Source organism: Streptomyces sp. MMBL 11-1 (genome assembly GCF_028622875.1).
GTDB lineage: Bacteria > Actinomycetota > Actinomycetes > Streptomycetales > Streptomycetaceae > Streptomyces.
This window is the reverse complement of sequence record NZ_CP117709.1, coordinates 3833427-3857706: the sequence shown is the minus strand read 5'-3', so window position 1 is coordinate 3857706 and position 24280 is coordinate 3833427. Positions and strand designations below refer to the sequence as shown.

20 protein-coding genes are annotated in these 24280 nt (G+C 69.3%); 10 read left to right on the top strand and 10 right to left on the bottom strand.

Annotation, left to right across the window (positions count from 1 at the left end):
* Positions 1-119: 119 nt before the first annotated feature.
* Positions 120-1388, top strand: a complete 1269-nt coding sequence (locus tag PSQ21_RS16700) for an MFS transporter (RefSeq protein WP_274031318.1) — start codon at positions 120-122, stop codon at positions 1386-1388.
* A gap of 106 nt (positions 1389-1494) precedes the next feature.
* Here PSQ21_RS16700 and PSQ21_RS16695 read toward each other — a convergent pair whose 3' ends face one another.
* Positions 1495-2937: a CCA tRNA nucleotidyltransferase gene (locus PSQ21_RS16695; RefSeq protein ID WP_274031317.1), complete on the bottom strand. Its 1443-nt coding sequence runs from the start codon at positions 2935-2937 to the stop codon at positions 1495-1497.
* A gap of 180 nt (positions 2938-3117) precedes the next feature.
* Here PSQ21_RS16695 and PSQ21_RS16690 point away from each other — a divergent pair, with 180 nt between their 5' ends.
* The 7 genes from PSQ21_RS16690 to trxA all read left to right on the top strand — a co-directional run bounded on the left by PSQ21_RS16690 (position 3118) and on the right by trxA (position 12806).
* A complete protein-coding gene (locus tag PSQ21_RS16690) occupies positions 3118-5412 on the top strand; it encodes a DUF6049 family protein (protein ID WP_274031316.1) in 2295 nt (764 codons plus the stop codon).
* Between the two features lie 50 nt (positions 5413-5462).
* Complete coding sequence (murJ, locus tag PSQ21_RS16685) at positions 5463-7625, top strand: murein biosynthesis integral membrane protein MurJ (RefSeq protein ID WP_274031315.1); 2163 nt, start codon at positions 5463-5465, stop codon at positions 7623-7625.
* A gap of 129 nt (positions 7626-7754) precedes the next feature.
* Positions 7755-9485 carry a protein kinase family protein gene (locus PSQ21_RS16680; protein ID WP_274031314.1) on the top strand — a complete coding sequence of 577 codons (1731 nt, stop codon included), beginning with the start codon at positions 7755-7757 and terminating at the stop codon, positions 9483-9485.
* Between the two features lie 162 nt (positions 9486-9647).
* Positions 9648-10364, top strand: coding sequence for an RNA polymerase sigma factor SigM (sigM, locus tag PSQ21_RS16675; RefSeq protein WP_274031313.1), 717 nt, complete (start codon positions 9648-9650; stop codon positions 10362-10364).
* Positions 10361-11329 carry an anti-sigma factor family protein gene (locus tag PSQ21_RS16670; RefSeq protein ID WP_274031312.1) on the top strand — a complete coding sequence of 323 codons (969 nt, stop codon included), beginning with the start codon at positions 10361-10363 and terminating at the stop codon, positions 11327-11329. Before sigM ends, PSQ21_RS16670 begins: the two co-directional genes overlap by 4 nt.
* Before the next feature lie 126 nt (positions 11330-11455).
* Complete coding sequence (gene trxB / locus PSQ21_RS16665) at positions 11456-12427, top strand: thioredoxin-disulfide reductase (protein ID WP_274031311.1); 972 nt, start codon at positions 11456-11458, stop codon at positions 12425-12427.
* A 46-nt stretch (positions 12428-12473) separates the two neighbouring features.
* On the top strand, positions 12474-12806 hold the full coding sequence (trxA, locus tag PSQ21_RS16660) for a thioredoxin (RefSeq protein WP_274031309.1): 333 nt from the start codon (positions 12474-12476) through the stop codon (positions 12804-12806).
* 95 nt (positions 12807-12901) lie between these two features.
* Here the strand turns inward: trxA and PSQ21_RS16655 are convergent, their stop codons facing one another.
* The 9 genes from PSQ21_RS16655 to rpmH all read right to left on the bottom strand — a co-directional run bounded on the left by PSQ21_RS16655 (position 12902) and on the right by rpmH (position 19828).
* Positions 12902-13519 (bottom strand): GNAT family N-acetyltransferase, encoded by a 618-nt coding sequence (locus tag PSQ21_RS16655; RefSeq protein ID WP_274031308.1) that lies wholly within the window; start codon positions 13517-13519, stop codon positions 12902-12904.
* Between the two features lie 302 nt (positions 13520-13821).
* Positions 13822-14916, bottom strand: coding sequence for a ParB/RepB/Spo0J family partition protein (locus PSQ21_RS16650; protein ID WP_274031307.1), 1095 nt, complete (start codon positions 14914-14916; stop codon positions 13822-13824).
* On the bottom strand, positions 14913-15989 hold the full coding sequence (locus tag PSQ21_RS16645) for a ParA family protein (protein WP_012380081.1): 1077 nt from the start codon (positions 15987-15989) through the stop codon (positions 14913-14915). Before PSQ21_RS16645 ends, PSQ21_RS16650 begins: the two co-directional genes overlap by 4 nt.
* 327 nt (positions 15990-16316) lie before the next feature.
* Positions 16317-17033 (bottom strand): 16S rRNA (guanine(527)-N(7))-methyltransferase RsmG, encoded by a 717-nt coding sequence (gene rsmG, locus PSQ21_RS16640; protein WP_274031306.1) that lies wholly within the window; start codon positions 17031-17033, stop codon positions 16317-16319.
* Positions 17034-17142: 109 nt separating this feature from the next.
* On the bottom strand, positions 17143-17658 hold the full coding sequence (locus PSQ21_RS16635) for a Jag family protein (protein ID WP_097865601.1): 516 nt from the start codon (positions 17656-17658) through the stop codon (positions 17143-17145).
* Between the two features lie 14 nt (positions 17659-17672).
* Positions 17673-18938 carry a membrane protein insertase YidC gene (yidC, locus tag PSQ21_RS16630; RefSeq protein ID WP_274031305.1) on the bottom strand — a complete coding sequence of 422 codons (1266 nt, stop codon included), beginning with the start codon at positions 18936-18938 and terminating at the stop codon, positions 17673-17675.
* 3 nt (positions 18939-18941) lie between these two features.
* Positions 18942-19301 (bottom strand): membrane protein insertion efficiency factor YidD, encoded by a 360-nt coding sequence (gene yidD, locus PSQ21_RS16625; RefSeq protein ID WP_006125986.1) that lies wholly within the window; start codon positions 19299-19301, stop codon positions 18942-18944.
* A complete protein-coding gene (rnpA, locus tag PSQ21_RS16620; protein ID WP_274031304.1) occupies positions 19298-19669 on the bottom strand; it encodes a ribonuclease P protein component in 372 nt (123 codons plus the stop codon). Before rnpA ends, yidD begins: the two co-directional genes overlap by 4 nt.
* Positions 19670-19690: 21 nt before the next feature.
* The gene (rpmH, locus tag PSQ21_RS16615) at positions 19691-19828 is read right to left on the bottom strand and encodes a 50S ribosomal protein L34 (protein ID WP_003967884.1); all 138 of its coding nucleotides are present in this window, start codon (positions 19826-19828) and stop codon (positions 19691-19693) included.
* A 388-nt stretch (positions 19829-20216) separates the two neighbouring features.
* Between rpmH and dnaA the strand changes: the two genes are divergently transcribed.
* Positions 20217-22109, top strand: coding sequence for a chromosomal replication initiator protein DnaA (gene dnaA / locus PSQ21_RS16610; protein WP_274031303.1), 1893 nt, complete (start codon positions 20217-20219; stop codon positions 22107-22109).
* Between the two features lie 1027 nt (positions 22110-23136).
* The gene (gene dnaN / locus PSQ21_RS16605) at positions 23137-24267 is read left to right on the top strand and encodes a DNA polymerase III subunit beta (RefSeq protein WP_030115122.1); all 1131 of its coding nucleotides are present in this window, start codon (positions 23137-23139) and stop codon (positions 24265-24267) included.
* The last annotated feature ends 13 nt before the right edge of the window (positions 24268-24280 follow it).

The window sequence follows — 24280 nt, the reverse complement described above, 5'->3', positions numbered from 1 at the left end:
TCCCGGCTGACACAGTCTCACCGGAGCGCTGAGCGGAGACGCTCACCTCTTCCTGCCGCACGTAGGGGGTCCCCGGGCAATCCGCCCGCGGACCCCCTACGTGTGTGACGCTTGCTCCCATGTCTGTCGCGCGTGATCTGCGCACCCTGCTGCGCCTGCGGAACTTCCGCCGCCTGCTCACCGTGCGGCTGCTGTCCCAGTCCGCCGACGGCGTCTACCAGGTCGCCCTCGCCGCGTACGTCGTCTTCTCCCCCGAGAAGCAGACGTCGGCCGCCGCCATCGCTTCCGCGATGGCCGTGCTTCTCCTGCCCTACTCCCTGATCGGGCCCTTCGCGGGGGTTCTGCTGGACCGCTGGCCCCGGCGGCAGGTCTTCCTCTACGGGAACCTTCTGCGGGCCGCTCTGGCCTGCTCCACGGCCCTGCTGATGCTCGCCCCGGTGCCCGACTGGCTCTTCTACGTCTCGGCCCTGTGCGTCACCGCCGTCAACCGTTTCGTGCTGGCCGGTCTCTCCGCCGCCCTGCCCCGGGTGGTCGACACCGACCGTCTCGTCGTCGCCAACTCCCTGTCCCCCACCGCGGGCACCCTGGCGGCCACCGCGGGAGGCGGCCTCGCTTTCGTCGTACGACTGGTGGCCGACGAGTCCGACGCGGCGGTGGTCCTGCTGGGGTCGATGCTCTACCTGCTCTCCGCGCTGGCGTCCCTGAGCCTGCCCCGCGCTCTGCTGGGACCGGATACCGACGGGACGCCCCTGCGGCTGCGGGCCGCTCTGGCCGTCACCGCGCGCGGGCTCATCGCCGGGCTGCGCCACCTGGCACAGCGGAGACATGCGGCCGGGGCACTCGCCGCGATGACCGTGATCCGCTTCTGTTACGGCGCGCTCACCGTGATGGTGCTCATGCTGTGCCGCTACGCCTGGTCGGACACCGAGTCCGACGGACTGGCCCTGCTCGGTCTGGCGGTCGGGGTGTCCGGCGCGGGGTTCTTCGTCGCCGCCGTCCTCACTCCATGGGCGGTGGGGCAGTTCGGCCGGTACGGGTGGATCGTGGGCTGCGCCGGCTCGGCAGCGGTCCTGGCGCCCGCCCTGGGCCTCTCCTTCGCTCCCGCCCCGATGCTGATCGCCGCGTTCGTGCTCGGCGTCGTGACCCAGGGGTCGAAGATCGCGACCGACACGGTCGTGCAGACCTCGGTCGACGATTCCTTCCGCGGCCGGGTCTTCGCGCTCTACGACGTGCTCTTCAACGTCGCGTTCGTGAGCGCCGCAGGGGTGGCGGCCCTGATGCTCCCGCCGGACGGCAGATCAGTCGCCGTCGTGACGGTCGTCTCGGTGCTGTACGCGGTGGTCGCGGCGGGGATGTTCCGCCGACGACGCACCGACGCCCTCCGGTGACCGGTAACCGGTCATGAATGTGCCGAGGGGCGTTGTTTCACGTGAAACAACGCCCCTCGGCACATCCAACGGCTGATGTTTCACGTGAAACATCGCCCCGCCGGGCTCAGTCCTGGCGCGCCCACCACTCCTTGAGCGCCGCCACCGCTTCATCCCTCTCCATCGGCCCGTGCTCCAGGCGCAGCTCCAGCAGGAACCCGTACGCCTTGCCGATCACCGGGCCGGGGCCGACACCGAGGATCCGCATGATCTCGTTGCCGTCCAGATCGGGGCGGATCGAGTCGAGCTCCTCCTGCTCCTGCAGCAGGGCGATGCGCTCCTCCAGCCCGTCATAGGTGCGGGAGAGCGCGTTCGCCTTGCGCTTGTTCCGGGTCGTGCAGTCCGACCTGGTCAGCTTGTGGAGACGTTCGAGCAGCGGCCCGGCGTCGCGCACATACCGGCGCACCGCGGAGTCGGTCCACTCTCCGTCGCCGTACCCGTGGAATCGCAGGTGCAGCTCCACCAGTTTCGACACGTCCTTGACCAGCTCGTTGGAGTATTTGAGCTCGGTCATGCGCTTCTTCGTCATCTTCGCGCCCACCACCTCGTGGTGGTGGAAGGAGACCCTGCCGTCCTTCTCGAAGCGGCGGGTCCTCGGTTTGCCGATGTCATGGAGCAGCGCGGCCAGACGCAGCACGAGGTCCGGTCCGTCCTCCTCCAAGCCGATGGCCTGCTCCAGGACGATCAGCGAGTGCTCGTAGACGTCCTTGTGGCGGTGATGCTCGTCACTCTCCAGGCGCAGTGCGGGCAGCTCCGGCAGCACCTGCTCGGCCAGCCCCGTGTCGACCAGGAGACCCAGACCCTTGCGCGGGTGCTGAGAGAGCAGCAGCTTGTTGAGTTCGTCGCGGACCCGCTCGGCGGAGACGATGCCGATCCGCGCGGCCATCTCCGTCATGGCGGTGACGACGTCGGGGGCGACCTCGAAGTCGAGCTGCGCGGCGAAGCGGGCCGCGCGCAGCATCCGCAGCGGGTCGTCGGAGAAGGAGTTCTCGGGCGTGCCCGGGGTGCGCAGCACCCGCTCGGCGAGGTCCTTGAGACCTCCGTACGGGTCGACGAACTCCTTCTCCGGCAGAGCCACGGCCATCGCGTTGACCGTGAAGTCGCGGCGTACGAGGTCGTCCTCGATGGAGTCGCCGTAGGAGACCTCCGGCTTGCGCGAGGTCCGGTCGTAGGCCTCGGACCGGTAGGTCGTGACCTCGATCTGGTAGCCGTCCTTCTGGGAACCGACGGTGCCGAAGGCGATCCCGACCTCCCACACCGAGTCGGCCCAGGGGCGGACGATCTTGAGCACGTCCTCGGGGCGGGCATCGGTGGTGAAGTCCAAGTCGTTCCCGAGCCTGCCCAGCAGTGCGTCGCGGACCGAGCCGCCGACCAGCGCGAGGCCGAATCCGGCCTCCTGGAATCGACGGGCGAGGTCGTCGGCGACGGGGGACACCCGGAGCAGTTCACTCACCGCGCGGTGCTGCACCTGGCTCAGTGCACTGGCGTTCTCTTCGTTGGCGTTCGGCACAACAGAAAAGGGTACGTGCACGGACCGGCCCGGGCGTCATCGTTTACGGGGACCCTGCGGGGCCCCCGCGATCATGTGCGATGGACCCCAGCACTTCGGCCCGCCGCACCTCGTTACCATGCGGGGACGCAGGACCGAACGATCGACAGCATCTGATGACGACGAGGGACGGGTAGGCGCGTGGCCGAGGCGGCAGACTTCCAGGGGACGCGTCCCTCTCCTGCCCGCCGGTGGCTCCGGCGCACGGCCGCAGCGGTGCTCGGAGCACCTCTGCTGGCCGGTCTGCTGGCCGTTCCGGCCACCGGTGCCGCTCCGGCCGCCGAGCCCGCCAAGGCCCCCACCGGCTCCCGTACGGTCGATGTGTCCCTGAACACGCTCTCCCCGAGCGTTCCGGCGGAGGACGACACCCTGACCGTCTCCGGAACACTCACCAACAGGGGCAAGGAGACGATCAGCAGCGCCGAGGTCGATCTGCGGGTCGGCCCCCGGCTCTCCGGCCGTGGCGAGGTCGACGACGCCGCGAAGCGCTCCGCGTACGTTCCGGGCGTCGACCCGGCCCCCGTCGGGGAGAAGTACACGGTGACGTTCCCCAAGCTCGCCAAGGGGATCAGCCAGGACTTCACGCTCACCGTGCCCGTCGACAAGCTCGGCCTGGACGACCCGGGCGTCTACCGGCTCGGCGTCTCGGTCTCCGGCCGAACGACCAGCACCCCCTACGAGCGGGTGCTGGGCATCGAGCGCTCGTACCTGCCCTGGCAGCCCGAGGCGAGCGACAGCAGGACGAAGCTCACCTTCCTCTGGCCCCTGATCGCCTCTCCCCACGTCACGGCGGAGACCCGCTCGGACGAACAGCAGACCCCCGTGTTCACCGACGACGACCTGGCCAAGGAACTGGCACCCGGTGGCCGGCTGGAGCAGCTGGTGTCCCTGGGCAGCCGGCTCCCCGTGACCTGGGTCGTCGACCCGGACCTTCTGGCGAGCGTCGCGGCGATGGCCGGGAAGTACGAGGTCGAGTCGGGTGACACGACCGTCCCGGGCAAGAACCAGGCAGTCGCCAAGCAGTGGCTCACCGCGCTGGAGAAGGTGGTGGAGGACGGCAAGGTGGTCGCGCTGCCGTTCGCCGACCCCGATCTGGCCTCCATCGCGCACCGCGGCAAGAACGTCTCCGGAACGCTCAGCCATCTGCAGAACGCCTCCGCGGTGGCCGCGACCACGGTGGAGACCATCCTCCATGTGAAGCCCTCCACCGACTTCGCCTGGCCCGTGAACGGCGCCGTGGACTCCTCCATCGTCGATGTGGCGACCTCGGCGGGGGCCCACAACGTGATCGCCCGCAGCGACAGCTTCCGGGAGACCACGAAACTTCCGTACACGCCGACCGCGGCGCGGCCGATCGGCGGGGGCACCACCGCGGTCGTCGCGGACGCGCGGCTGTCGACCTTGTTCGACGGCGACATGTCGAGGGCGGGCTCCGCCACCCGCGCGGTCCAGAAGTTCCTCGCCCACACCCTCGCACTGACCGAGCAGGCGCCGGACGACGAGCGCAGCATCGTCGTGGCCCCGCCGCGGATGCCCACCACCGCACAGGCCCAGACGATGGCCCGCGCTCTGGAGGGCCTGGCGGGCAACCGCTGGACCCAGCCCCTCGACCTCGTCGCCGCCGCCGAGGTGAAGCCCGACCCGAGGGCCACCGCCAAGGTCCCCCGGGCCTCCGCGTACCCCAAGAAGCTCCGGGCCCAGGAACTGCCCACGCAGGCGTTCCAGGACATCCGCACCACCCAGGGCTCGCTCGACAGCTTCGAGACGATCCTGACGCAGCCCGAGCGCGTGGTGACGCCCTTCGGCAACGCCGTCAACCGCTCGATGTCGACGTCCTGGCGCGGACAGCCCCTGGACGCGCAGCAGTACCGGGACGCGGTCCGCGACTATCTGCAGAGCCTCACCTCCGAGGTGCAGCTCATCGAGAAGTCCGACGTCACCCTCTCCGGGCGCAGCGCGACGATCCCCGTCACCGTGCAGAACAAGCTGGTGCAGGGCGTGGACCGGCTGGTTCTCCAGCTGACCTCGGACAACATCCGGCTCAAGTTCAACGACGACGGGAGCACGGCCGAACTGCCGGTCACCGTCGCGGGGGGCCACAGCCAGTCGGTGAAGTTCGACACGGCGACCAGCGCCAACGGCCGCGCCCAGGTGACAGCCCGGCTGTTCACGGAGGACGGCACCCAGTACGGCGAGGAGATGACCTTCACCGTGAAGGTCTCCGAGGTGACGCCCACCGTGCTGCTCGTCCTCGCCGGTGGTCTGCTGCTCCTGGTGCTGGCGGGCGTCAGGATGTACAGCCACCGCAAGCGCGCTGTGGCAAGCGACACGGCGGACGGCAACGGCGGCGGACCCGAGCAGCCGAGTGACCCGACTCCGGACACCGGTCCGGAAAGCGGGGCCCCGTCGGGAACGGGTGAGAAAGTGGACCGTTGAGCGATGTCTGTCGTGGCCGGTCGGCCGGGGACGATGAGGTAGGGGTTTCCATGAACGCGCCGTACGACGGTGACCGCGGGCAGGGCGCGGGCGGAGCTGCGTCTCCGGGCGGGCCTCCGGTTCCTCCGGGCGCCGGCCAGGACGGCTCCGTGCCGCCGGACCCGTACCTCCAGCACGCTTACGAGGACGACCCCTACCGGGCGCAGGACCTGGCCGCCCAGGACCCGGTGGGCGAGGCACTCTACGACCGCGCCGCGCACCCGCCGCCGCCCCCCGGCACGTACCAGGAGCCGGGGCCGCTCTACCAGCAGCCGCCCCCCGCTCCGTACGCCCCCGACCCGCGCATCTGGGCCCAGCCCCCGCCCCCCGAGCCGGCGGGGCCCTCCCGGCACCTGCCGTACGGGGACCGCCCGGCGACCACGCAGTTCGTCGGAGTCGACGCCCTCGTCACCCAGGCGTCGGACGACCGGCAGGAACCGGACGCCTTCGCCCATCTCTTCCGGGACCAGGAGGGGTCGGGGAAGCCCCCCGTACCGCCCCAGCCCGAACCGACTCCCGCACCCGCGCCCGCCCAGGGCGGCGGCGGCAAGGTCTCCGGAATCCTCAAGTCCAGCGCGGTCATGGCCGCCGGCACCCTCGTCTCCCGGCTCACCGGGTTCGTGCGGTCCCTGGTGATCACCGCCGCACTCGGCGCCGTACTGCTCGGCGACAGCTTCACCATCGCGTACACCCTGCCGACGATGATCTACATCCTCACCGTCGGCGGCGGGCTGAACTCGGTCTTCGTCCCGCAGCTCGTTCGCGCCATGAAGAACGACGAGGACGGCGGCGAGGCCTTCGCGAACCGGCTGCTGACGCTGGTGATGGTCACGCTCGGTGCGATCGTCGCCGTCGCGGTGTTCGCCGCCCCGACGCTGATCCACATGCTGTCCCCCACGATCGCGAACGATGTCGCCGCCAACAGCGTCGCCGTCACCTTCGCCCGCTACTGCCTGCCGACCATCTTCTTCATGGGCGTGCACGTGGTGATGGGTCAGATTCTCAACGCCCGCGGCAGGTTCGGCGCGATGATGTGGACCCCGGTCCTCAACAACATCGTCATGATCATCACGTTCGGGCTGTTCATCTGGGTCTACGGCACATCCGGTGAGTCACAGATGGGCGTGGACACCATCCCGCCGGAGGGCGTCCGGCTGCTGGGAATCGGCACCCTGCTCGGCCTCGTCGTCCAGTCCCTGGCGATGATCCCCTACCTGCGCGAGACGGGCTTCCGCTTCCGCCCCCGGTTCGACTGGAAGGGCCACGGGCTGGGCAGGACCGTCAAGCTGGCCAAGTGGACCGTGCTCTTCGTCCTCGCCAACCAGGCCGGTGTGCTGGTCGTCACCCAGCTGTCCACGGCGGCCGGCGCGGCCTCGGGCCACGACGGCACCGGGTTCCTGGCCTACTCCAACGCCCAGCTGATCTGGGGCATGCCGCAGGCCATCATCACCGTCTCGGTCATGGCCGCTCTGCTGCCCCGCATCTCCCGCGCCGCCCACGACAACGACCCCGGCGCGGTCCGCGACGACATCTCGCAGGGACTGCGCACCTCGGCCGTCGCGATCGTCCCGGTGGCCTTCGCCTTCCTGGCGCTCGGCCTGCCGATGGCCACCCTGCTGTACGCCTCCAGCGGCATCGAGGCCGCCCGCTCCATGGGCTTCATCCTCATGGCGTTCGCGCTCGGCCTGATCCCGTACTCCGTGCAGTACGTCGTCCTCCGCGGGTTCTACGCCTACGAGGACACCCGCACCCCCTTCTACAACACGGTCATCGTGGCCGCCGCCAACGCCGCCGCCTCCGCGCTCTGTTACGTCGTCCTGCCCGCCCGCTGGGCCGTCGTCGGCATGGCCTTCTCCTACGGTCTGGCCTACGCGATCGGCGTCGGCGTCGCCTGGCGCCGGCTGCGCGACCGGCTGGGCGGCGACCTGGACGGCGCGCACATCGTGCGCACCTACGCCCGCCTCTGCATGGCCGCGGTGCCCGCCGCACTGGTCGGCGGCGCCGCCGGATTCGGCATCCTGGAACTGGTCGGCACCGGTGCTCTCGGCTCGCTGGCCGCGCTGATCTGCGGCGGCGTCCTCCTCCTCGGCATCTTCTTCGTCGCGGCGAAGAAGATGCGCATCGAAGAGGTCAACGGCCTGGTGGGCATGGTCCGTGGACGGCTCGGACGCTGAATGAGTACGCGCCCGCACAACCATCGCCGCACTCCGCGTGTCGTGCATAGCGCCGGAGTGTGGGCACAATTGGCGTGACTGTGCAGAGCTGGCTGGCATCGCGCAACGGATGGGGAGGCAGGAACGACGGTGGCGGAACGTAGCACGGCTGCCGTCGACGTGACCGACAACAGCGGCGACGAGCCGCTGGCCGCCAAGGCGGACGAGGCCACGACCGACGGGACGGCGCAAGCCGAGGACACCAAGGGCGCGAGCCCCAAGGACACCGAGAACACGGACGGTGGGCGGGAGCGTTCCGAGGCCGTTCCGGCGTCACCCGACCTGCACAGCGGTCACAAACTCGCCGGGCGCTACCGCCTGGAGGAGTGCGTCACCCGCCTGGACGGCTTCAGCAGCTGGCGGGCTGTCGACGAGAAGCTCCGCCGGGCGGTGGGCGTGCACCTGCTGCCCGCGGACCACCCGCGGGCCCGCTCGGTGCTGGCCGCCGCCCGCTCCTCGGCCCTCCTCGGCGACCCCCGCTTCGTCCAGGTCCTGGACGCCGTCGAGGAGAACGACCTCGTCTACGTGGTCCACGAATGGCTGCCGGACGCCACCGAGCTCACCGCTCTGCTGGCCACCGGGCCGATGGAGGCCCACGACGCCTACCAGCTCGTCAGCCAGCTCTCCCAGGCGATGGCCGCCGCCCACCGCGAGGGCCTGTCCCATCTGCGCCTCACCCCCGGCGCGGTCCTGCGCAGCTCCACCGGGCAGTACCGCATCCGCGGCCTCGCGGTGAACGCCGCCCTGCGCGGCATCACCGCGGAACACCCCCTCCGGACGGACACCGAGGCGATCGGCGCCCTCCTGTACGCGGCGCTGACCCACCGCTGGCCGTACGGAAGCGACGCACACGGGCTCGCCGGGCTCCCCAAGAACATGGGGCTCATCGCCCCGGACCAGGTCCGGGCCGGCATCCACCGCGGCCTCTCCGAGCTCGCCATGCGGGCGCTCGCCAACGACGGCGCCACCGCCTCCCGGCAGGAACCGCCCTGCACCACCCCGGACGAGCTGGCCAAGGCCGTCGCGGCCATGCCGCGCATCCTCCCTCCGGAACCCACGTTCAACGCGCCGCCGGCGTACCAGCGCACGACCTATCAGCAGGGCACGTACGGGCGCCCGTCCTCCCACCCGTCCGCCGTCGCCCAGCCCGTGATGGCGGCCCCTCCGGCCCCGCTCCAGAGTCGTGCCGGCCGCGCGCTCAAGTGGACCGTCTCGGCGCTCCTCATCGCCGCGCTGGGCCTCGGAAGCTGGCAGCTCGCGGAGGCCTTGCTCGACCGCACCAAGGGCTCCGAGGACACCGGCGTCACCGAACCGAACGAGGACGACAAGAACAAGGACAAAAAGCCCGCGCCATCCGCCGAACCCCTGCACATCGCGGGGGCCACGGAGTTCATGCCCGACGGCTCCGGCATCAAGGAGCGGGATGTGCCGAACACCATCGACGGCAACTCCGCAACCCACTGGGTCACCCCGCGGTACGAGGGCTTCGCCAACTTCGGCAACCTCCCACAGCGCAAGCAGGGCAGTGGGATCATCGTCGACCTCGGCAAGGTGCGGAACGTCTCCGGCATCGACGTCTCCCTGTACCGGAAGGGGCAGACCGCGACCGTGCTCGCCGCCTCCCCGAGCGCCTCGTCCCCGTCCGCGACGGCCGACTTCGACCAGCCGATCACCAAGCGGGCCATCGCGGGATCGAAGCTGCAGGAGAAGCTCGATGAGCCCATCCGCACGCGCTACGTCCTGATCCACATCACGGAGCTCCCCTCGGACGGCACGGGCGGCTACCGGGGCGGCATCACCGACATCTCCGTCCTCGGCTGATCCACCGCCCCGTTACTGTGGGGCGGACCACGCGCCCACCGGCCACGCGCGGCGACAAGGGTTGCGCCCGTCACACCCGTGACGGCAGGCTTCTCCCCGTCGCCCCGCTTCGCCGGGCGCGGCCCACATATGACATCGGATCCGGTTCGGAGGGGGAGCACGGTGGATTCCGTTCCACCAGAGGCACCGAGCGACTCGGACCTGCTCGCCCAGCATGTGGCGGGCGACCCCGACGCCTTCGGTGAACTCGTACGCCGCCACCGCGACCGGCTCTGGGCCGTGGCGCTGCGCACTCTGGGGGACAGGGAAGAAGCGGCCGACGCCGTCCAGGACGCCCTCGTCAACGCCTTCCGCGCCGCCCACACCTTCCGCGGCCAGTCCGCGGTGACCACCTGGCTGCACCGGATCACCGTCAACGCCTGCCTCGACCGGGTCCGCAAGGCCGCCTCCCGCAAGACGTCCCCCGTGGACGACGCCGAACGGCTCGATCAGCTCCTGGAACCCCACGAGTCGGCCGAGGCCCCCGCCGTGCGGCAGGACCTCCACCGCCAGCTCCAGGAAGCCCTGGCCACGCTGCCCGCCGAGCAGCGGGCGGCCCTCGTCCTGGTCGACATGCAGGGCTACTCCGTCGCGGAGGCAGCCGACGTCCTCGAGGTGCCGACCGGCACGGTGAAAAGCCGATGTGCCCGGGGCAGGGCGAGACTGGCCCCCCTGGTCCGCCATCTGCGCGCGGGAACCGGGGGGCGGACCCCCGGCGGGGAGAACGGCTTGGCCGGAAGGAACCGGACGCCCGGAGCATCCGTCCCACCTGCGTCAGGACCCAGAGACTCAGGAACAAGCGATCCTGCCGCTACGAAGGGAGGAGGTGGGCGCCCGTGACCTCCACGGCCGACACGGCTCAGCACCCGGAGATCTCCGAAATCTCCGATCTCACCGAGGGGCTGCTCTCCCCTTCCCGTACTGCGGAAGTCCGGCAGCATGTAGCGGGGTGCGACCTCTGCTCAGAGATTCGGGACTCCCTGACAGAGATCCGAGAGCTGCTCGGAACGATGCCAGCTCCCGAGCCGATGCCCGAGGACGTCTCCGCCCGCATCGACGCGGCTCTCGCGGCGGAGATCCGACCCACCGCTCCCGCCACGGACGAGTCGGTCGTTGTTTCACGTGAAACAACGACCGCCGAAGACACGACAACCGCCGGTGCGACGAGCAAGTCCGCTCCCGGGAGCGGAGGCGCCTCCGTCCAGGACCGCCCCGCGGGCCGGTCCTCCGCCGCCACCGGGCCGGGCCGCCGTCCCAGCCGTCGACGGCGGCGCGCTGTGGTCCTCGGCACCGCGTTCGGCGCTGCGGTCATCGGCATGAGCGTCTTCTTCCTCCAGTCCATCGCCCCGTCCGGCGACGCCTCCAAGACCGCGGCCGACAGTGGGGTCAGCGCCGCGGAGAGCGGCGCGCACACCTATACCGACGGCACGCTGGGATCCCGGGTACAGGACCTCCTCGGCGGCGGGGCCGGCCAGAAGAGCCCAGGCGCCCAGAAGGTGCCGCCGGGCGCGGACACCAAGTCGACGAGTGAGGCCCTCACTCCCGACGCCGAGGCGTCCAGGAGCCCCTTGCAGGCCCCTGCCGTCGTCGTTCCTCCCTGTGTCCAGCAGGCCACCGGCCGCACCACGCCCGCCCTCGCCCTCGACGAGGGGACGTACCAGGGAGCGGACACCTATCTCGTCGTCCTTCCGCACCCGAGCGACTCCTCACGCGTCCAGGCCTATCTCGTGGCCGCCTCCTGTGTGGACACCGCCCCGGAGACCACCGGACAGCTGCTGCTCACCCGCACCTACGACCGCCCCTGAAAGCCGTCCGCGACCGCCGCGGCCCGTTCGGGAATGCATCAGCCGTAGGATCCGTTGGGTGGGGTGAGAGTCGTTGAACCGACCCCGTAGGCAGTTAGGCAGTCTGCAGAAACGAGGAAGAAACCCGTGAGCGACGTCCGTAATGTGATCATCATCGGCTCCGGACCGGCCGGGTACACCGCCGCGCTGTACACCGCCCGTGCCTCGCTGAACCCGTTGGTCTTCGAGGGCGCCGTCACGGCCGGGGGTGCGCTGATGAACACCACCGACGTGGAGAACTTCCCCGGCTTCCAGGACGGCATCATGGGCCCCGAGCTCATGGACAACATGCGGGCCCAGGCCGAGCGCTTCGGTGCCGAGCTGATCCCCGACGACGTGGTCGCGGTCGACCTCACCGGTGAGGTCAAGACCGTCACGGACACCGCGGGCACCGTCCACCGCGCAAAGGCCGTCATCGTCACGACCGGTTCCCAGCACCGCAAGCTCGGACTGCCCAACGAGGACGCCCTCTCCGGACGCGGCGTCTCCTGGTGCGCCACCTGCGACGGCTTCTTCTTCAAGGACCACGACATCGCCGTGATCGGCGGCGGCGACACCGCGATGGAGGAGGCGACCTTCCTCTCCCGCTTCGCCAAGTCCGTCACGATCGTCCACCGCCGTGACACCCTGCGTGCCTCCAAGGCCATGCAGGACCGCGCCTTCGCCGACCCGAAGATCAAGTTCGCCTGGGACAGCGAGGTCGCCGAGATCAAGGGCGACCAGAAGCTCTCCGGTCTGACCCTGCGCAACACCAAGACCGGCGAGACGTCCGAGCTCCCCGTGACCGGCCTGTTCATCGCCGTCGGCCATGACCCGCGCACCGAGCTCTTCAAGGGCCAGCTGGAGCTCGACGACGAGGGTTACCTGAAGGTCGAGGCGCCCTCCACCCGCACCAACCTCACCGGCGTCTTCGGCGCCGGAGACGTGGTCGACCACACCTACCGGCAGGCCATCACGGCAGCGGGCACCGGCTGCTCCGCCGCCCTGGACGCCGAGCGCTTCCTCGCGGCCCTGGCCGACGCCGAGCCCGCCGAGCCGGAGAAGACCCCGGCCGTCTGACCGTCCGCATCACACCCTCACCCCCCCAGAAAGCAAGGAGGCCGCCGTGGCCGGCGCCCTGAAGCACGTTACGGATGACACCTTCGACGAGGTCGTCCTCAAGAGCGACAAGCCCGTCCTGGTGGACTTCTGGGCCGCCTGGTGCGGCCCGTGCCGCCAGATCGCCCCGTCGCTGGAGGCGATCGCGGCAGAGCACGGCGACCAGATCCAGATCGTCAAGCTCAACATCGACGAGAACCCCGCCACCGCCGCCAAGTACGGCGTGATGTCCATCCCCACCCTGAATGTGTACCAGGGCGGCGAGGTCGCCAAGACCATCGTCGGCGCCAAGCCGAAGGCCGCGATCCTCCGCGACCTCGACGGCTTCATCAGCGCGTAACCGCGCTCCAGCGTCCGGCGCAATGTTTCACGTGAAACGGGCCCGTCCCTTGAAGGGGCGGGCCCGTTTCCCGTGCGGCCGACAGGGGCCCGTCCTCACAGCGGCCGCAATACCGGTTCCTTCTGAACCGCCCCCAGAAGCCGGTCGAGCGCCATCTCCACGTCTTCCTTCCAGGAAAGCGTCGTCCGCAGATCCAGCCTCAGCCGTGGGTGCACGGGATGCGGCCGCACCGTCTTGAAGCCGACGGCCAGCAGGTGGTCCGCGGGGAGTACGCAGGTGGTCTGCCCGGACCGCGCGTCTCCGATCGCCTCGATCGCCTTGAAGCCCCGGCGCAGAACGTCCTTGGCCACGGTCTGCACCATGACCCGGCCCAGCCCCTGACCCTGGTATGCGGGAATGATCCGCCCGGTGATGAGCTGGACGGCGTCGGGGGAGACCGGACTGGTCGGGAAAGCGGTCGAGCGGGGGACGTACGCGGGCGGGGCGTAGAGCACGAAGCCCGCCGGCACGTCGTCCACATAGACCACCCGGCCGCAGGACCCCCACTCCAGGAGGACCGCGGAGACCCAGGCTTCCTTCTCCAGCTCCGGCTTGCCCGCCTTTACCGCGGCTTCCCCGCTGACCGGGTCAAGCTCCCAGAAGACGCACGAACGGCAACGCCCGGGGAGATCCGGAAGGTTGTCCAGGGTGAGTGGTGCCAGCCGACGGCCCATGACGGCGATCCCTCACTTCCTTCGCCCGCCGCCCCACGTGCGGCTGCCAGTGCGCTCCGTTCATGGAACAGACTGCCGACGAATCCCCCGACAGCGCCCAGCCCCAGCCCGACCGTGACGAGCCGACCGCGGCTCACTCCTCGCAAGGCCTCCGCCCTCCTCTGAGGTCGATCACCATGGATACGCCGTCCCAGAACGCATCGTATCCACGCAGAGGTGATGCGGAAACCGAGAGAGAGCAAAGGGCGGGCCGTGTTCCGGTATGCACCGGCACACGGCCCGCCCTCCTCGGCTCCCGCTGCTCAGCCCTTGTCGTCCTCCTCGGACGTCTCGGCAAGCCCGCGCTCCAGCACGCGGCCTTCACCCGGGGCGAGACTGCCGAGAATCCGGTCCAGGTCCTCCATCGAGGCAAACTCGACGACGATCTTGCCCTTCTTCTGCCCCAGGTCGACCTTCACCCGGGTCTCGAAGCGGTCGGACAGACGGGTCGCCAGGTCGGTCAGAGCGGGGGACAGACGGCCACCGGCCCTCGGGCCCTTGGGCTTCACAGAGCTCGTGGGGTGCGAGCCCATGAGCGTCACGATCTCCTCGACCGCACGCACCGAAAGCCCCTCGGCCACGATGCGGTGGGCCAGCCGGTCCTGCTCCTCGGAGTCGTCCACGGACAACAGCGCACGGGCATGGCCCGCCGAAAGAACGCCTGCGGCGACCCGACGCTGCACCGGCGGCGAAAGCCGCAGGAGCCTCAGCGTGTTCGTCACCTGCGGACGCGAGCGACCGATCCGGTCGGCCAGTTGATCATGGGTGCACTTGAAGTCCTTGAGCAGCTGGTCGTACGCGGCGGCCTCTTCCAGCGGATTCAGCTGGGCCCGGTGGAGGTTCTCCAGCAGCGCGTCCAGCAGCAGCTTCTCGTCGTCCGTGGCGCGGACGATGGTGGGAATCCGCTCCAGGCCCGCTTCACGGCAGGCCCTCCACCGACGCTCACCCATGATGAGCTCGTAGCTGTCCGGGCCCACCTGCCGGACGACGACCGGCTGGAGAAGGCCGACTTCCTTGATGGAGACGACCAGCTCAGCCAGGGCGTCCTCGTCGAAGACCTCACGGGGCTGGCGGGGGTTCGGGGTGATCGTTGCGATCGGCAGCTCGGCGAAATACGCGCCGGACGTCCCGGCTTCCTGCTCGGAACGGCCCTCCGAAGTGGACGCCGGCTCCGGCACCACGGGGACGGACGGCAGGGCGGTCACCTTCGCAGCGGCCACCCCGCGCTCCGCCGTCAGAACCGGGCCCGCGCCGGACGATGCCGTACCGCCTCCGGGCGCCGGCACCTGCTTCTCCTGGGGAGCGGCGGGGATCAGCGCACCGAGCCCACGCCCCAGTCCTCTACGACGCTCACTCACTGCATGCCCTCCGAAACGTTCTGCTGGCTGTTCTGACTGCTCGTGTGGGCGTGCTGAGCCTCGTAGTGCACCCCGACACCCCGCAGGGCGATCTCCCGGGCGGCCTCCAGATACGAGAGCGAACCGCTGGACCCCGGGTCGTAGGTCAGCACGGTCTGCCCATAGCTCGGCGCCTCCGAGATGCGCACCGACCGCGGAATGCTCGTCCGCAGCACTTCCTTGCCGAAGTGGGTACGAACCTCCTCGGCGACCTGCGAGGCGAGCCTCGTCCGGCCGTCGTACATCGTCAACAGGATCGTCGAGACGTGCAGATCCGGATTCAGATGGCCCCGCACCAGATCGACGTTCCGCAGGAGCTGGCCCAGGCCTTCCAACGCGTAGTACTCGCACTGGATGGGGATCAGCACCTCGGCCCCGGCCACCAGCGCGTTCACCGTCAGCAGACCCAGCGACGGCGGGCAGTCGATGAGGATGTAGTCCAGCGGCTGCTCGTACGCCTGGATGGCCCGCTGGAGCCGGCTCTCCCGTGCCACCAGCGAGACCAGCTCGATCTCCGCACCGGCGAGATCGATGGTGGCGGGGGCACAGAAAAGGCCTTCTACGTCCGGTACGGGCTGGACCACCTCGGAGAGCGGGCGGCTCTCCACCAGGACATCGTAGATCGAGGGAACATCGGCGTGGTGATCGATGCCCAGAGCCGTGGAGGCGTTGCCCTGCGGGTCGAGGTCGACCACCAGAACGCGTGCACCGTGCAGGGCCAGGGAAGCGGCGAGGTTGACCGTCGTGGTCGTCTTCCCGACGCCGCCCTTCTGGTTGGCCACCACCATGACGCGGGTGCGATCAGGGCGGGGCAGCCCTTCGCCGGCGCGGCCGAGGGCCTCGACCGCCAGCTGAGCGGCTCGGCCGATGGGTGTGTCGTCCATCGGCGGCGGTGTTTCACGTGAAACACCCTCACCCACGGACTCGGTTCGGGGACCGGGGACCGGGTCGGTCATCGGTCCCGCGATGTTGGCGTCGGACCGCAAGGATTCACTCTCCTCGACTTCAGGCTCGCAATGAACAGAGCCTGCCATGCTTTCGGGGTCGTGAACCAGCGAGGCCCGCTGTTCTGTGGATGAATCCGTGCGTGTGGACAACTCGGCAACCCGTCCGGGCTTGCGGTCGCGCGGCGTGGCAGCCGCACGACCGCGGCCGATGATTCCCTGCAGCAGAGAGCGACGTTTCACGTGAAACACGATGCCCCCGCGAAGCAACTACCAGGCCACGACACTCCGCACGCGGTACGTATCGCTACTTTCCGGTAGAACAGCTGCTAAGCGGCCCAAGACCCACCAGAACGCACATCGCGACCGACGGGACAGGGCTCGCGAACGGACGGCGACACCGTCCCGCAGTGCCCCTCAGCGGCGCCGGCGCGTCCGCTCCGTCCGTGCGGCCTTGGCCTTCTTTGCGGCGAACCTCACACCACCCGGGCTCTCTCCCACCACTACACGGACCACGGTGGAGAGCGGATCGACCAAGCCCTCACCGACCTGGAGCACCTCGGTCTCCAGGACACCGAGCTTGCTGAGCGCGGCCCTGGCGCCCTTGAGCTCCTCCTCGGCGGTGTCGCCCTTGAGCGCCAGCATCTCCCCGTACGGCTTCAGCAGGGGCACGCCCCAGCCCGCCAGCCGGTCCAGAGGAGCCACCGCACGGGCGGTCACCACGTGAACGGGCTGAAGCTTCCCGAGGACCTCCTCGGCCCGGCCGCGCACGACCGTCACATGGTCCAGGCCGAGCAGTTCGACGACTTCCTGGAGGAAGTTCGTCCGCCGCAGCAGCGGCTCCAGCAGGGTGATCTTGAGATCGGGACGCACCAGAGCCAGCGGGATGCCGGGCAGACCAGCACCGGAGCCCACATCGCAGACGGTGACGCCTTCGGGCACGACCTCGGAGAGCACCGCGCAGTTCAGCAGGTGCCGCTCCCACAGCCGGGGGACCTCACGCGGCCCGATCAGACCTCGCTCGACCCCGGCATCCGCGAGAAGCTCCGCGTACCGGACAGCCTCCGGGAAGAGCTCTCCGAACACCGCCTGCGCCTCCGCAGGTGCCTGGGGGAGCTCTGCTGCCTCCGTCACGGGAACCGTCCTTCCATTCCGCACTAGCGCACTGTGGGTGGCTGACTATCGGGCTGACAAAGATCGGCCCCGCCTGCGAACAGACGGGGCCGACAGTACAAGGATCCGGTCAGGCCGGGAGAACGACGACGAAGCGCTGCGGCTCCTCGCCCTCCGACTCGCTCCGGAGACCGGCCGCGGCGATCGCGTCGTGCACGACCTTGCGCTCGAACGGCGTCATGGGGTCCAGCTTCACCGGCTCGCCCGAGCTCTTGACCTCGTCCGCGGCCTTGGCACCCAGCGCCGCGAGGATCTCGCGCTTCTTGGCCCGGAAGCCACCGATGTCCAGCATCAGACGGCTGCGGTCGCCCGTCTCCCGATGGACGGCCAGCCGCGTCAGCTCCTGGAGCGCCTCCAGGACCTCACCGTCGCGGCCCACAAGCTTCTGGAGGTCGCGAGCCGATTCGCTGATGATCGACACCGCGGCCCGGTCCGCCTCGACGTCCATGTCGATGTCGCCGTCGAGGTCGGCGATGTCGAGCAGTCCCTCGAGGTAGTCGGCCGCGATCTCGCCCTCCTGCTCCAGGCGGGTCAGGGTGTCGCTGCCGGCCTCAGCGGCGGCCGTGGAGGTGGTGCCTTCCGTCACGGATGGACTCCTTCTTACTTCTTGGACGGGTGCTTGGGCCGCTGCGGGCCCTTGCGCTGTCCGGACTTGGCTTGGCGTGAGGAGCCGGAGGCGGGCTTGCCCGCCGACTTCGGCTTGTCGTCCTTCGGTGCGTCCTGCTTCTCGAGGGAGGTCTTGGAGACGGCGTCCGCGGGCTCCGTGTCCTTGGCTCCACCGGCCGTGGCACCGGCCGTCTGGCGCTTCGCCTTGGTCTGGCGCTTGGGCTGCTGACGCTTGGGCGCCTGGCTGCCCTCGGCGTCGACGGCGGCGGTCTCACTCTTCTGCACGGTGCCGTCCTCCTGGGCCGCGAAACCCAGCTTGCCGAGGCCGGTGATGAACTTGCGCTCGATGTCGTTGCGGTCGGGACCCTTGGCGACGATCGCCTTGACCATCTTGCGCCGGGTGCGGCCGCGCACCTCACCGTGGGAGGTCACGCTCTTGAGGACCCGCTGGAGGTAGGCGTCCTGCGCCTTGCTGCCCGGCGTCGGGTTCTGGTTGATCACGTACATCTGCTGACCCATGGTCCAGACGTTGGTGGTCAGCCAGTAGACGAGGACACCGACGGGGAAGTTGATACCCATCACGGCGAAAATGACCGGGAAGATGTACATCAGCATCTTCTGCTGCTGCATGTACGGGGTCTTCACCGTCAGGTCGACGTTCTTCGTCATCAGCTGGCGCTGGGTGAAGAACTGCGAGGCCGACATCAGCACGATCATGATCGCGGTGACGATCCGGACGTCCGTCAGGGACGCGTCGAGCGAGGTGACCTTCTCGACGCTGTCCGTGAACTTCGCGGCCAGCGGGGCGCCGAAGATGTGCGCCTGACGCGCGCTGTCCAGCAGGTCCTGGTTGATCGCGCCGATCTTCTTGCCCGAGGCGATGGACGACAGCACGTGGTACAGGGCGAAGAAGAACGGCGACTGCGCCAGGATGGGAAGGCACGAGGAGAGCGGGTTGGTGCCCGTCTCCTTGTACAGCTTCATCATCTCTTCGGACTGACGCTGCTTGTCGTTCTTGTAGCGCTCCTGGATCGCCTTCATCTTCGGCTGGAGCACCTGCATGTTGCGGGTCGACTTGATCTGCTTCACGAAGAGCGGGATCAGGCAGATCCGGATCAGCACCACCAGGGACACGATCGACAGGCCCCAGGCCCAGCCGGAGTCGTCGCCGAAGAGCGCCCCGTAGACCTTGTGGAACTGAACGATGACCCATGAGACGGGTGTGGTGATAAAGCTGAACAGACTGGCAATCGTGTCCACTAATCAGGCTCCTTGAGCATTGGGCGAGGTCTCTGCGGCCGGGCTCGGAGGTTCGGAGACCGACCCCCCGGACGGCACATCAGCGGCGGACTCCCCGCCCTTTTCACCGCGCAGGGCATTGCGCAGCAGCTCGTGCCACCGCGGACGCTTACGGGGCGGAACATGATCCACACCGCCGGGTGACCACGGATTGCACCGCAGGATGCGCCAGGCGGTCAGCGCTGTTCCCTTGATGGCACCGTGCCTGTCGATCGACGTATATCCATAGTGGGAACACGACGGGTAATAACGGCAGACAGGCCCGAGGAGTGGACTGATCGTCCACTGGTACAGCTTGATGAGAGCCAGCAGCGGGTACTTCATCGCGCGCCCCCTCCCAGCAGCCGCAGAAGAGCGGCGTCCAGGTCTCGGGCCAGCTGTGCATGATCGGCGTCGCCCGCACCGGGCAGCGCCCGTATGACAACAAGGCTACCGGGGGGCAGCTGAGCCAGCCGGTCGCGGACCAGGTGGCGAAGCTTCCGCTTCACCGCGGTACGGACGACTGCACCCCCCACGGCCTTGCTGACAACGAAACCCGCACGCGGTGGGGGAACAGTCTCCCCCGTCACGTGCGGGTCCGTATCACCGCTGCGTAGATGGACGACGAGCAGTGGACGTCCGGCTCGACGTCCTCGTCGTACCGCGGTCGCGAAGTCCTCGCGCCGCCTCAGCCGATTCTCGGTAGGCAGCACGTCATGGACCTGTAAGCGATATCAGGCGGACAGGCTGCTGCGGCCCTTGCCACGGCGGTTCGCGAGAATCGCACGGCCGGCACGGGTACGCATGCGCAGCCGGAAGCCATGGGTCTTGGCGCGACGACGGTTGTTCGGCTGGAAGGTGCGCTTGCTCACTCGGGGGCTCCAGAAATGATTCGTGTGTTGGCGGGACATCGCCTGGCTGTCACCGTGCGCCCACGAGGAACTCGCGTAAACGCCTTAGTGCACCGCTTCACAATCACAGATCGTGATCTTTGCCCATCGGAGGCAGGCGGCAGCAGCCATCGACAACTCGACCTGGTCACGGTACGCGCGGCTACGCCATCCGGTCAAACCGGCTTCGCGCGACCCCTCATTGTGCACAGCCTGTGGACAACAACTTGAACCGCGCGGGTCGGCCTGACTACCGTGGCTGAACTCCGGTTCTTTTCCTTCCCGACTGCCGGGCCTCACCCGACCCGACCCATCCCGTCCCGAGAACCACACATTCGTGGGACAGGGGACATGCGAGAGAGCGTGCCTTGTGGCTGACGTACCTGCCGATCTTGCCGCAGTGTGGCCGCGAGTGCTGGAACAACTCCTCGGGGAGGGTCAGCAGGGCATCGAGCCGAAGGACAAGCAGTGGATCGAGCGCTGCCAGCCCCTGGCACTCGTCGCCGACACCGCGCTGCTGGCCGTCCCCAATGAATGGGGCAAGCGCGTCCTGGAGGGCCGGCTCGCACCGCTCATCAGCGAGACGCTGACCCGCGAATGCGGCCGCCCCATCCGGATCGCGATCACCGTCGACGACTCCGCGGGCGACCCGCCGTCCCCTCCGGCGCCCCCGATGCACCAGTCGCACCAGAGCCAGCAGGGCCACCGCTACCCGGCGCAGCCGCGTGAGGAGGCGCCGCGCGGCGACGCGTACGACGGATACGGCCACCGGCCCTCCGACGACGGCATGCCGACGGCCCGGCCCGCCTACCCCGACTACCAGCAGCAGCGCCCGGAACCCGGCGCCTGGCCGCGCACCCAGGAGGACCTCTCCTGGCAGCAGCCGCGGCACGGCGGGTACCAGGACCGCGAGCAGCCCTCCGGCGAGCCGTACCGCGAGAGCGAGTCGTACCGGGAGAGCGAGTCGTACCGGGAGCGGGAGAACGAGCCGTACCGGGAGCAGCCCCCGGAGCAGTGGCGCGAGCCGTACGGCGCCGGGCGCCCCCAGCAGCCGCAGCACGACTACCGGTCGCAGCCTCCCGAGCGCCAGGGGTACGAACAGCAGCGTCCCGACCGCCAGGACCCGCAGCCGGGCCCCCGCCAGGGTGGTCACGGCCCCGGGCGGACCGGCGGCTCCGTCCCCGGCCCGATGGGCGCCCAGCCGGCCCCCGCGCCGGGCCCCGGCGAACCGCACGCCCGGCTGAACCCGAAGTACCTCTTCGACACCTTCGTCATCGGGGCGTCCAACCGCTTCGCGCACGCGGCGGCCGTCGCCGTCGCCGAGGCGCCCGCGAAGGCGTACAACCCCCTTTTCATCTACGGGGAGTCGGGGCTCGGCAAGACCCACCTGCTGCACGCCATCGGGCACTACGCGCGGAGCCTCTACCCGGGGACCCGGGTGCGGTACGTGAGCTCGGAGGAGTTCACCAACGAGTTCATCAACTCGATCCGCGACGGCAAGGGCGACACCTTCCGCAAGCGCTACCGCGACGTGGACATCCTGCTGGTCGACGACATCCAGTTCCTGGCGAGCAAGGAGTCGACGCAGGAGGAGTTCTTCCACACCTTCAACACGCTGCACAACGCGAACAAGCAGATCGTGCTCTCCTCGGACCGGCCGCCCAAGCAGCTGGTAACGCTGGAGGACCGGCTGCGCAACCGCTTCGAGTGGGGTCTGACGACCGATGTCCAGCCGCCCGAGCTGGAGACCCGGATCGCGATCCTCCGTAAGAAGGCGGTGCAGGAGCAGCTCAACGCCCCGCCGGAGGTCCTGGAGTTCATCGCCTCGCGGATCTCGCGCAACATCCGTGAGCTGGAGGGCGCGCTGATCCGGGTGACCGCCTTCGCCTCACTGAACCGGCAGCCGGTCGACCTGGGGCTGACCGAGATCGTCCTCAAGGACCTGATCCCGGGTGGCGAGGAATCCGCGCCGGAGATCACCGCGCCCGCCATCATGGCGGCGACCGCCGACTACTTCGGCCTCACCGTGGACGACCTCTGCGGATCCTCGCGCAGCCGGGTCCTGGTGACGGCGCGCCAGATCGCCATGTACCTCTGTCGCGAGCTGACCGACCTGTCGCTGCCGAAGATCGGTGCGCAGTTCGGCGGCCGCGACCATACGACGGTGATGCACGCGGACCGGAAGATCCGCGCGCTGATGGCGGAGCGCCGCTCCATCTACAACCAGGTCACCGAGCTGACCAACCGCATCAAGAACGGCTGACGCCGGCTTCTCCGGCCGCGCTCGCCGGCTTCTCCCATCGCGCTCCCGGGGGCGCTTGCCGCGGACCACCACGGTCCGCGGCAAGCGCCTCTTTCGCGTTCTCCGGGGCCGACCGAGAGTCCTGCGGGGCCCACCGAGCGTTCTTCGGAGCCCGCCGAGGGCTCCCGAGGTCCCTCCCCAGAGCTCCGCAGGCCCTCCGAGGGCGCTCCTCGTGCTCTCCGAGGTCCGCGTCGAGCACCCCGTCGCACCCGCGCTGTTCGAATACGGGCTGCTCAGAGCCCCTTCTCCACAGATGTGCGAGAAATCTTCCGTCCACAGCCTGGGGACTGGGAAGTTGTCCATATTGCGTCCACAGGGCGCTCTGCCGATACTCCATCAGGCCAGGTCACATGGCTGGGGATTTGTGGTCAACCTTCATCCACAGCCTGTGGACAGAACTTTCGTCCACAGGGGGTCGTCGATGTTGTCCACCGGCAGCCCACAGGCTGAGGACTCTTGTCCCCAGCTTTCCCCTGCTTCTCCACACCCCTGTCCACTGTTCGGCAACGCAACACACGCTCTCACCGCCCGGAGTGAAAGGCGTCACACCAAGGTGGTCGGTTGGGCTGTGGGGAACATGGGTAAAGCTGGGGACAGGCCTGGGGAGAAGTGGCCCCCTCCTGTGCATCGGGTGTGCAGAACTTTCGCCCGTCCACAGAAAGCCCCGGTTGTCCACGGGCGCCACCCACAGGACCGGTGGACAAAAAACAGTCGCTGACCTGCGCAAACGACGTTATCCACGGTATCCACAAGGCCTACTACTACTACCACCCAGAGTTAGCCAGGAATCAGCTTCGAAGTGGGACCTGTGTACAACTCGACCGTCGACCGCCGCGAAGCTCTCGGCCCGACTTGACCCCGAGCAGCAACGACTGTCGGTGCCGTACGTCAGACTGGACCCCGGAGCCTCCCCAGCCCTCGGCAGGGAGCTCCGGTCCAGACGACGAAGGCCAGCAGGGCGAGCGAGCAACAGCAGGAGGCGGTTCCGGTGAAGATCCGGGTGGAGCGCGATGTACTCGCGGAGGCGGTGGCCTGGGTGGCCCGCAGCCTCCCGGCCCGTCCGCCGGCGCCCGTTCTCGCGGGCCTTCTGCTGAAGGCCGAGGACGGAGCCCTCAGCTTCTCCAGCTTCGACTACGAGGTCTCCGCCAGGGTCTCCGTGGACGCGGAGGTCGACGAGGACGGCACGGTGCTCGTCTCCGGCCGGCTGCTCGCCGACATCTGCCGCGCCCTGCCGAACCGCCCGGTGGAGATCTCCACCGACGGGGTGCGGGCCACGGTCGTCTGCGGTTCCTCCCGCTTCACGCTCCACACACTGCCTGTGGAGGAGTACCCCGCGCTGCCGCAGATGCCGACCGCCACGGGCACCGTCCCCGGTGAGGTCTTCGCCTCGGCCGCCGCCCAGGTCGCCATCGCCGCCGGCCGCGACGACACCCTGCCGGTGCTCACCGGTGTGCGGATCGAGATCGAGGGCGACACGGTAACGCTCGCCTCCACCGACCGTTACCGCTTCGCGGTCCGCGAGTTCCTGTGGAAGCCGGAGAACGCCGACGCCTCGGCGGTCGCCCTGGTGCCCGCCAAGACCCTCCTGGACACCGCCAAGGCGCTCACCAGCGGCGACACGGTCACCCTGGCGCTCTCCGGCTCCGGCGCGGGCGAGGGCCTGATCGGCTTCGAGGGCGCCGGACGGCGTACGACCACCCGCCTGCTGGAAGGCGACCTGCCGAAGTACCGCACGCTCTTCCCGACCGAGTTCAACTCCGTCGCGGTGATCGAGACGGCCCCCTTCGTCGAGGCCGTCAAGCGTGTGGCCCTGGTCGCCGAGCGCAACACCCCCGTACGGCTCAGCTTCGAGCAGGGCGTCCTCATCCTGGAAGCAGGCTCCAGCGATGACGCACAGGCTGTGGAGCGCGTGGACGCGGTGCTGGAGGGCGACGACATCTCGATCGCCTTCAACCCGACGTTCCTGCTGGACGGTCTGAGCGCGATCGACTCCCCGGTCGCCCAGCTCTCGTTCACCACGTCCACCAAGCCCGCCCTGCTCAGCGGCCGCCCGGCCGTCGACGCCGAGGCGGACGACGCGTACAAGTACCTGATCATGCCGGTGCGCCTCTCCGGCTGATCCCGGCATCCCC

Bases quoted from the DNA above. Each gene is read 5' to 3' on its own strand.
- yidD (WP_006125986.1), bottom strand. From the start codon at position 19,301: ATGAAGTACCCGCTGCTGGCTCTCATCAAGCTGTACCAGTGGACGATC.
- PSQ21_RS16700 (WP_274031318.1), top strand. From the start codon at position 120: ATGTCTGTCGCGCGTGATCTGCGCACCCTGCTGCGCCTGCGGAACTTC.
- PSQ21_RS16655 (WP_274031308.1), bottom strand. From the start codon at position 13,519: ATGGGCCGTCGGCTGGCACCACTCACCCTGGACAACCTTCCGGATCTC.
- PSQ21_RS16645 (WP_012380081.1), bottom strand. From the start codon at position 15,989: ATGGCAGGCTCTGTTCATTGCGAGCCTGAAGTCGAGGAGAGTGAATCC.
- murJ (WP_274031315.1), top strand. From the start codon at position 5,463: ATGAACGCGCCGTACGACGGTGACCGCGGGCAGGGCGCGGGCGGAGCT.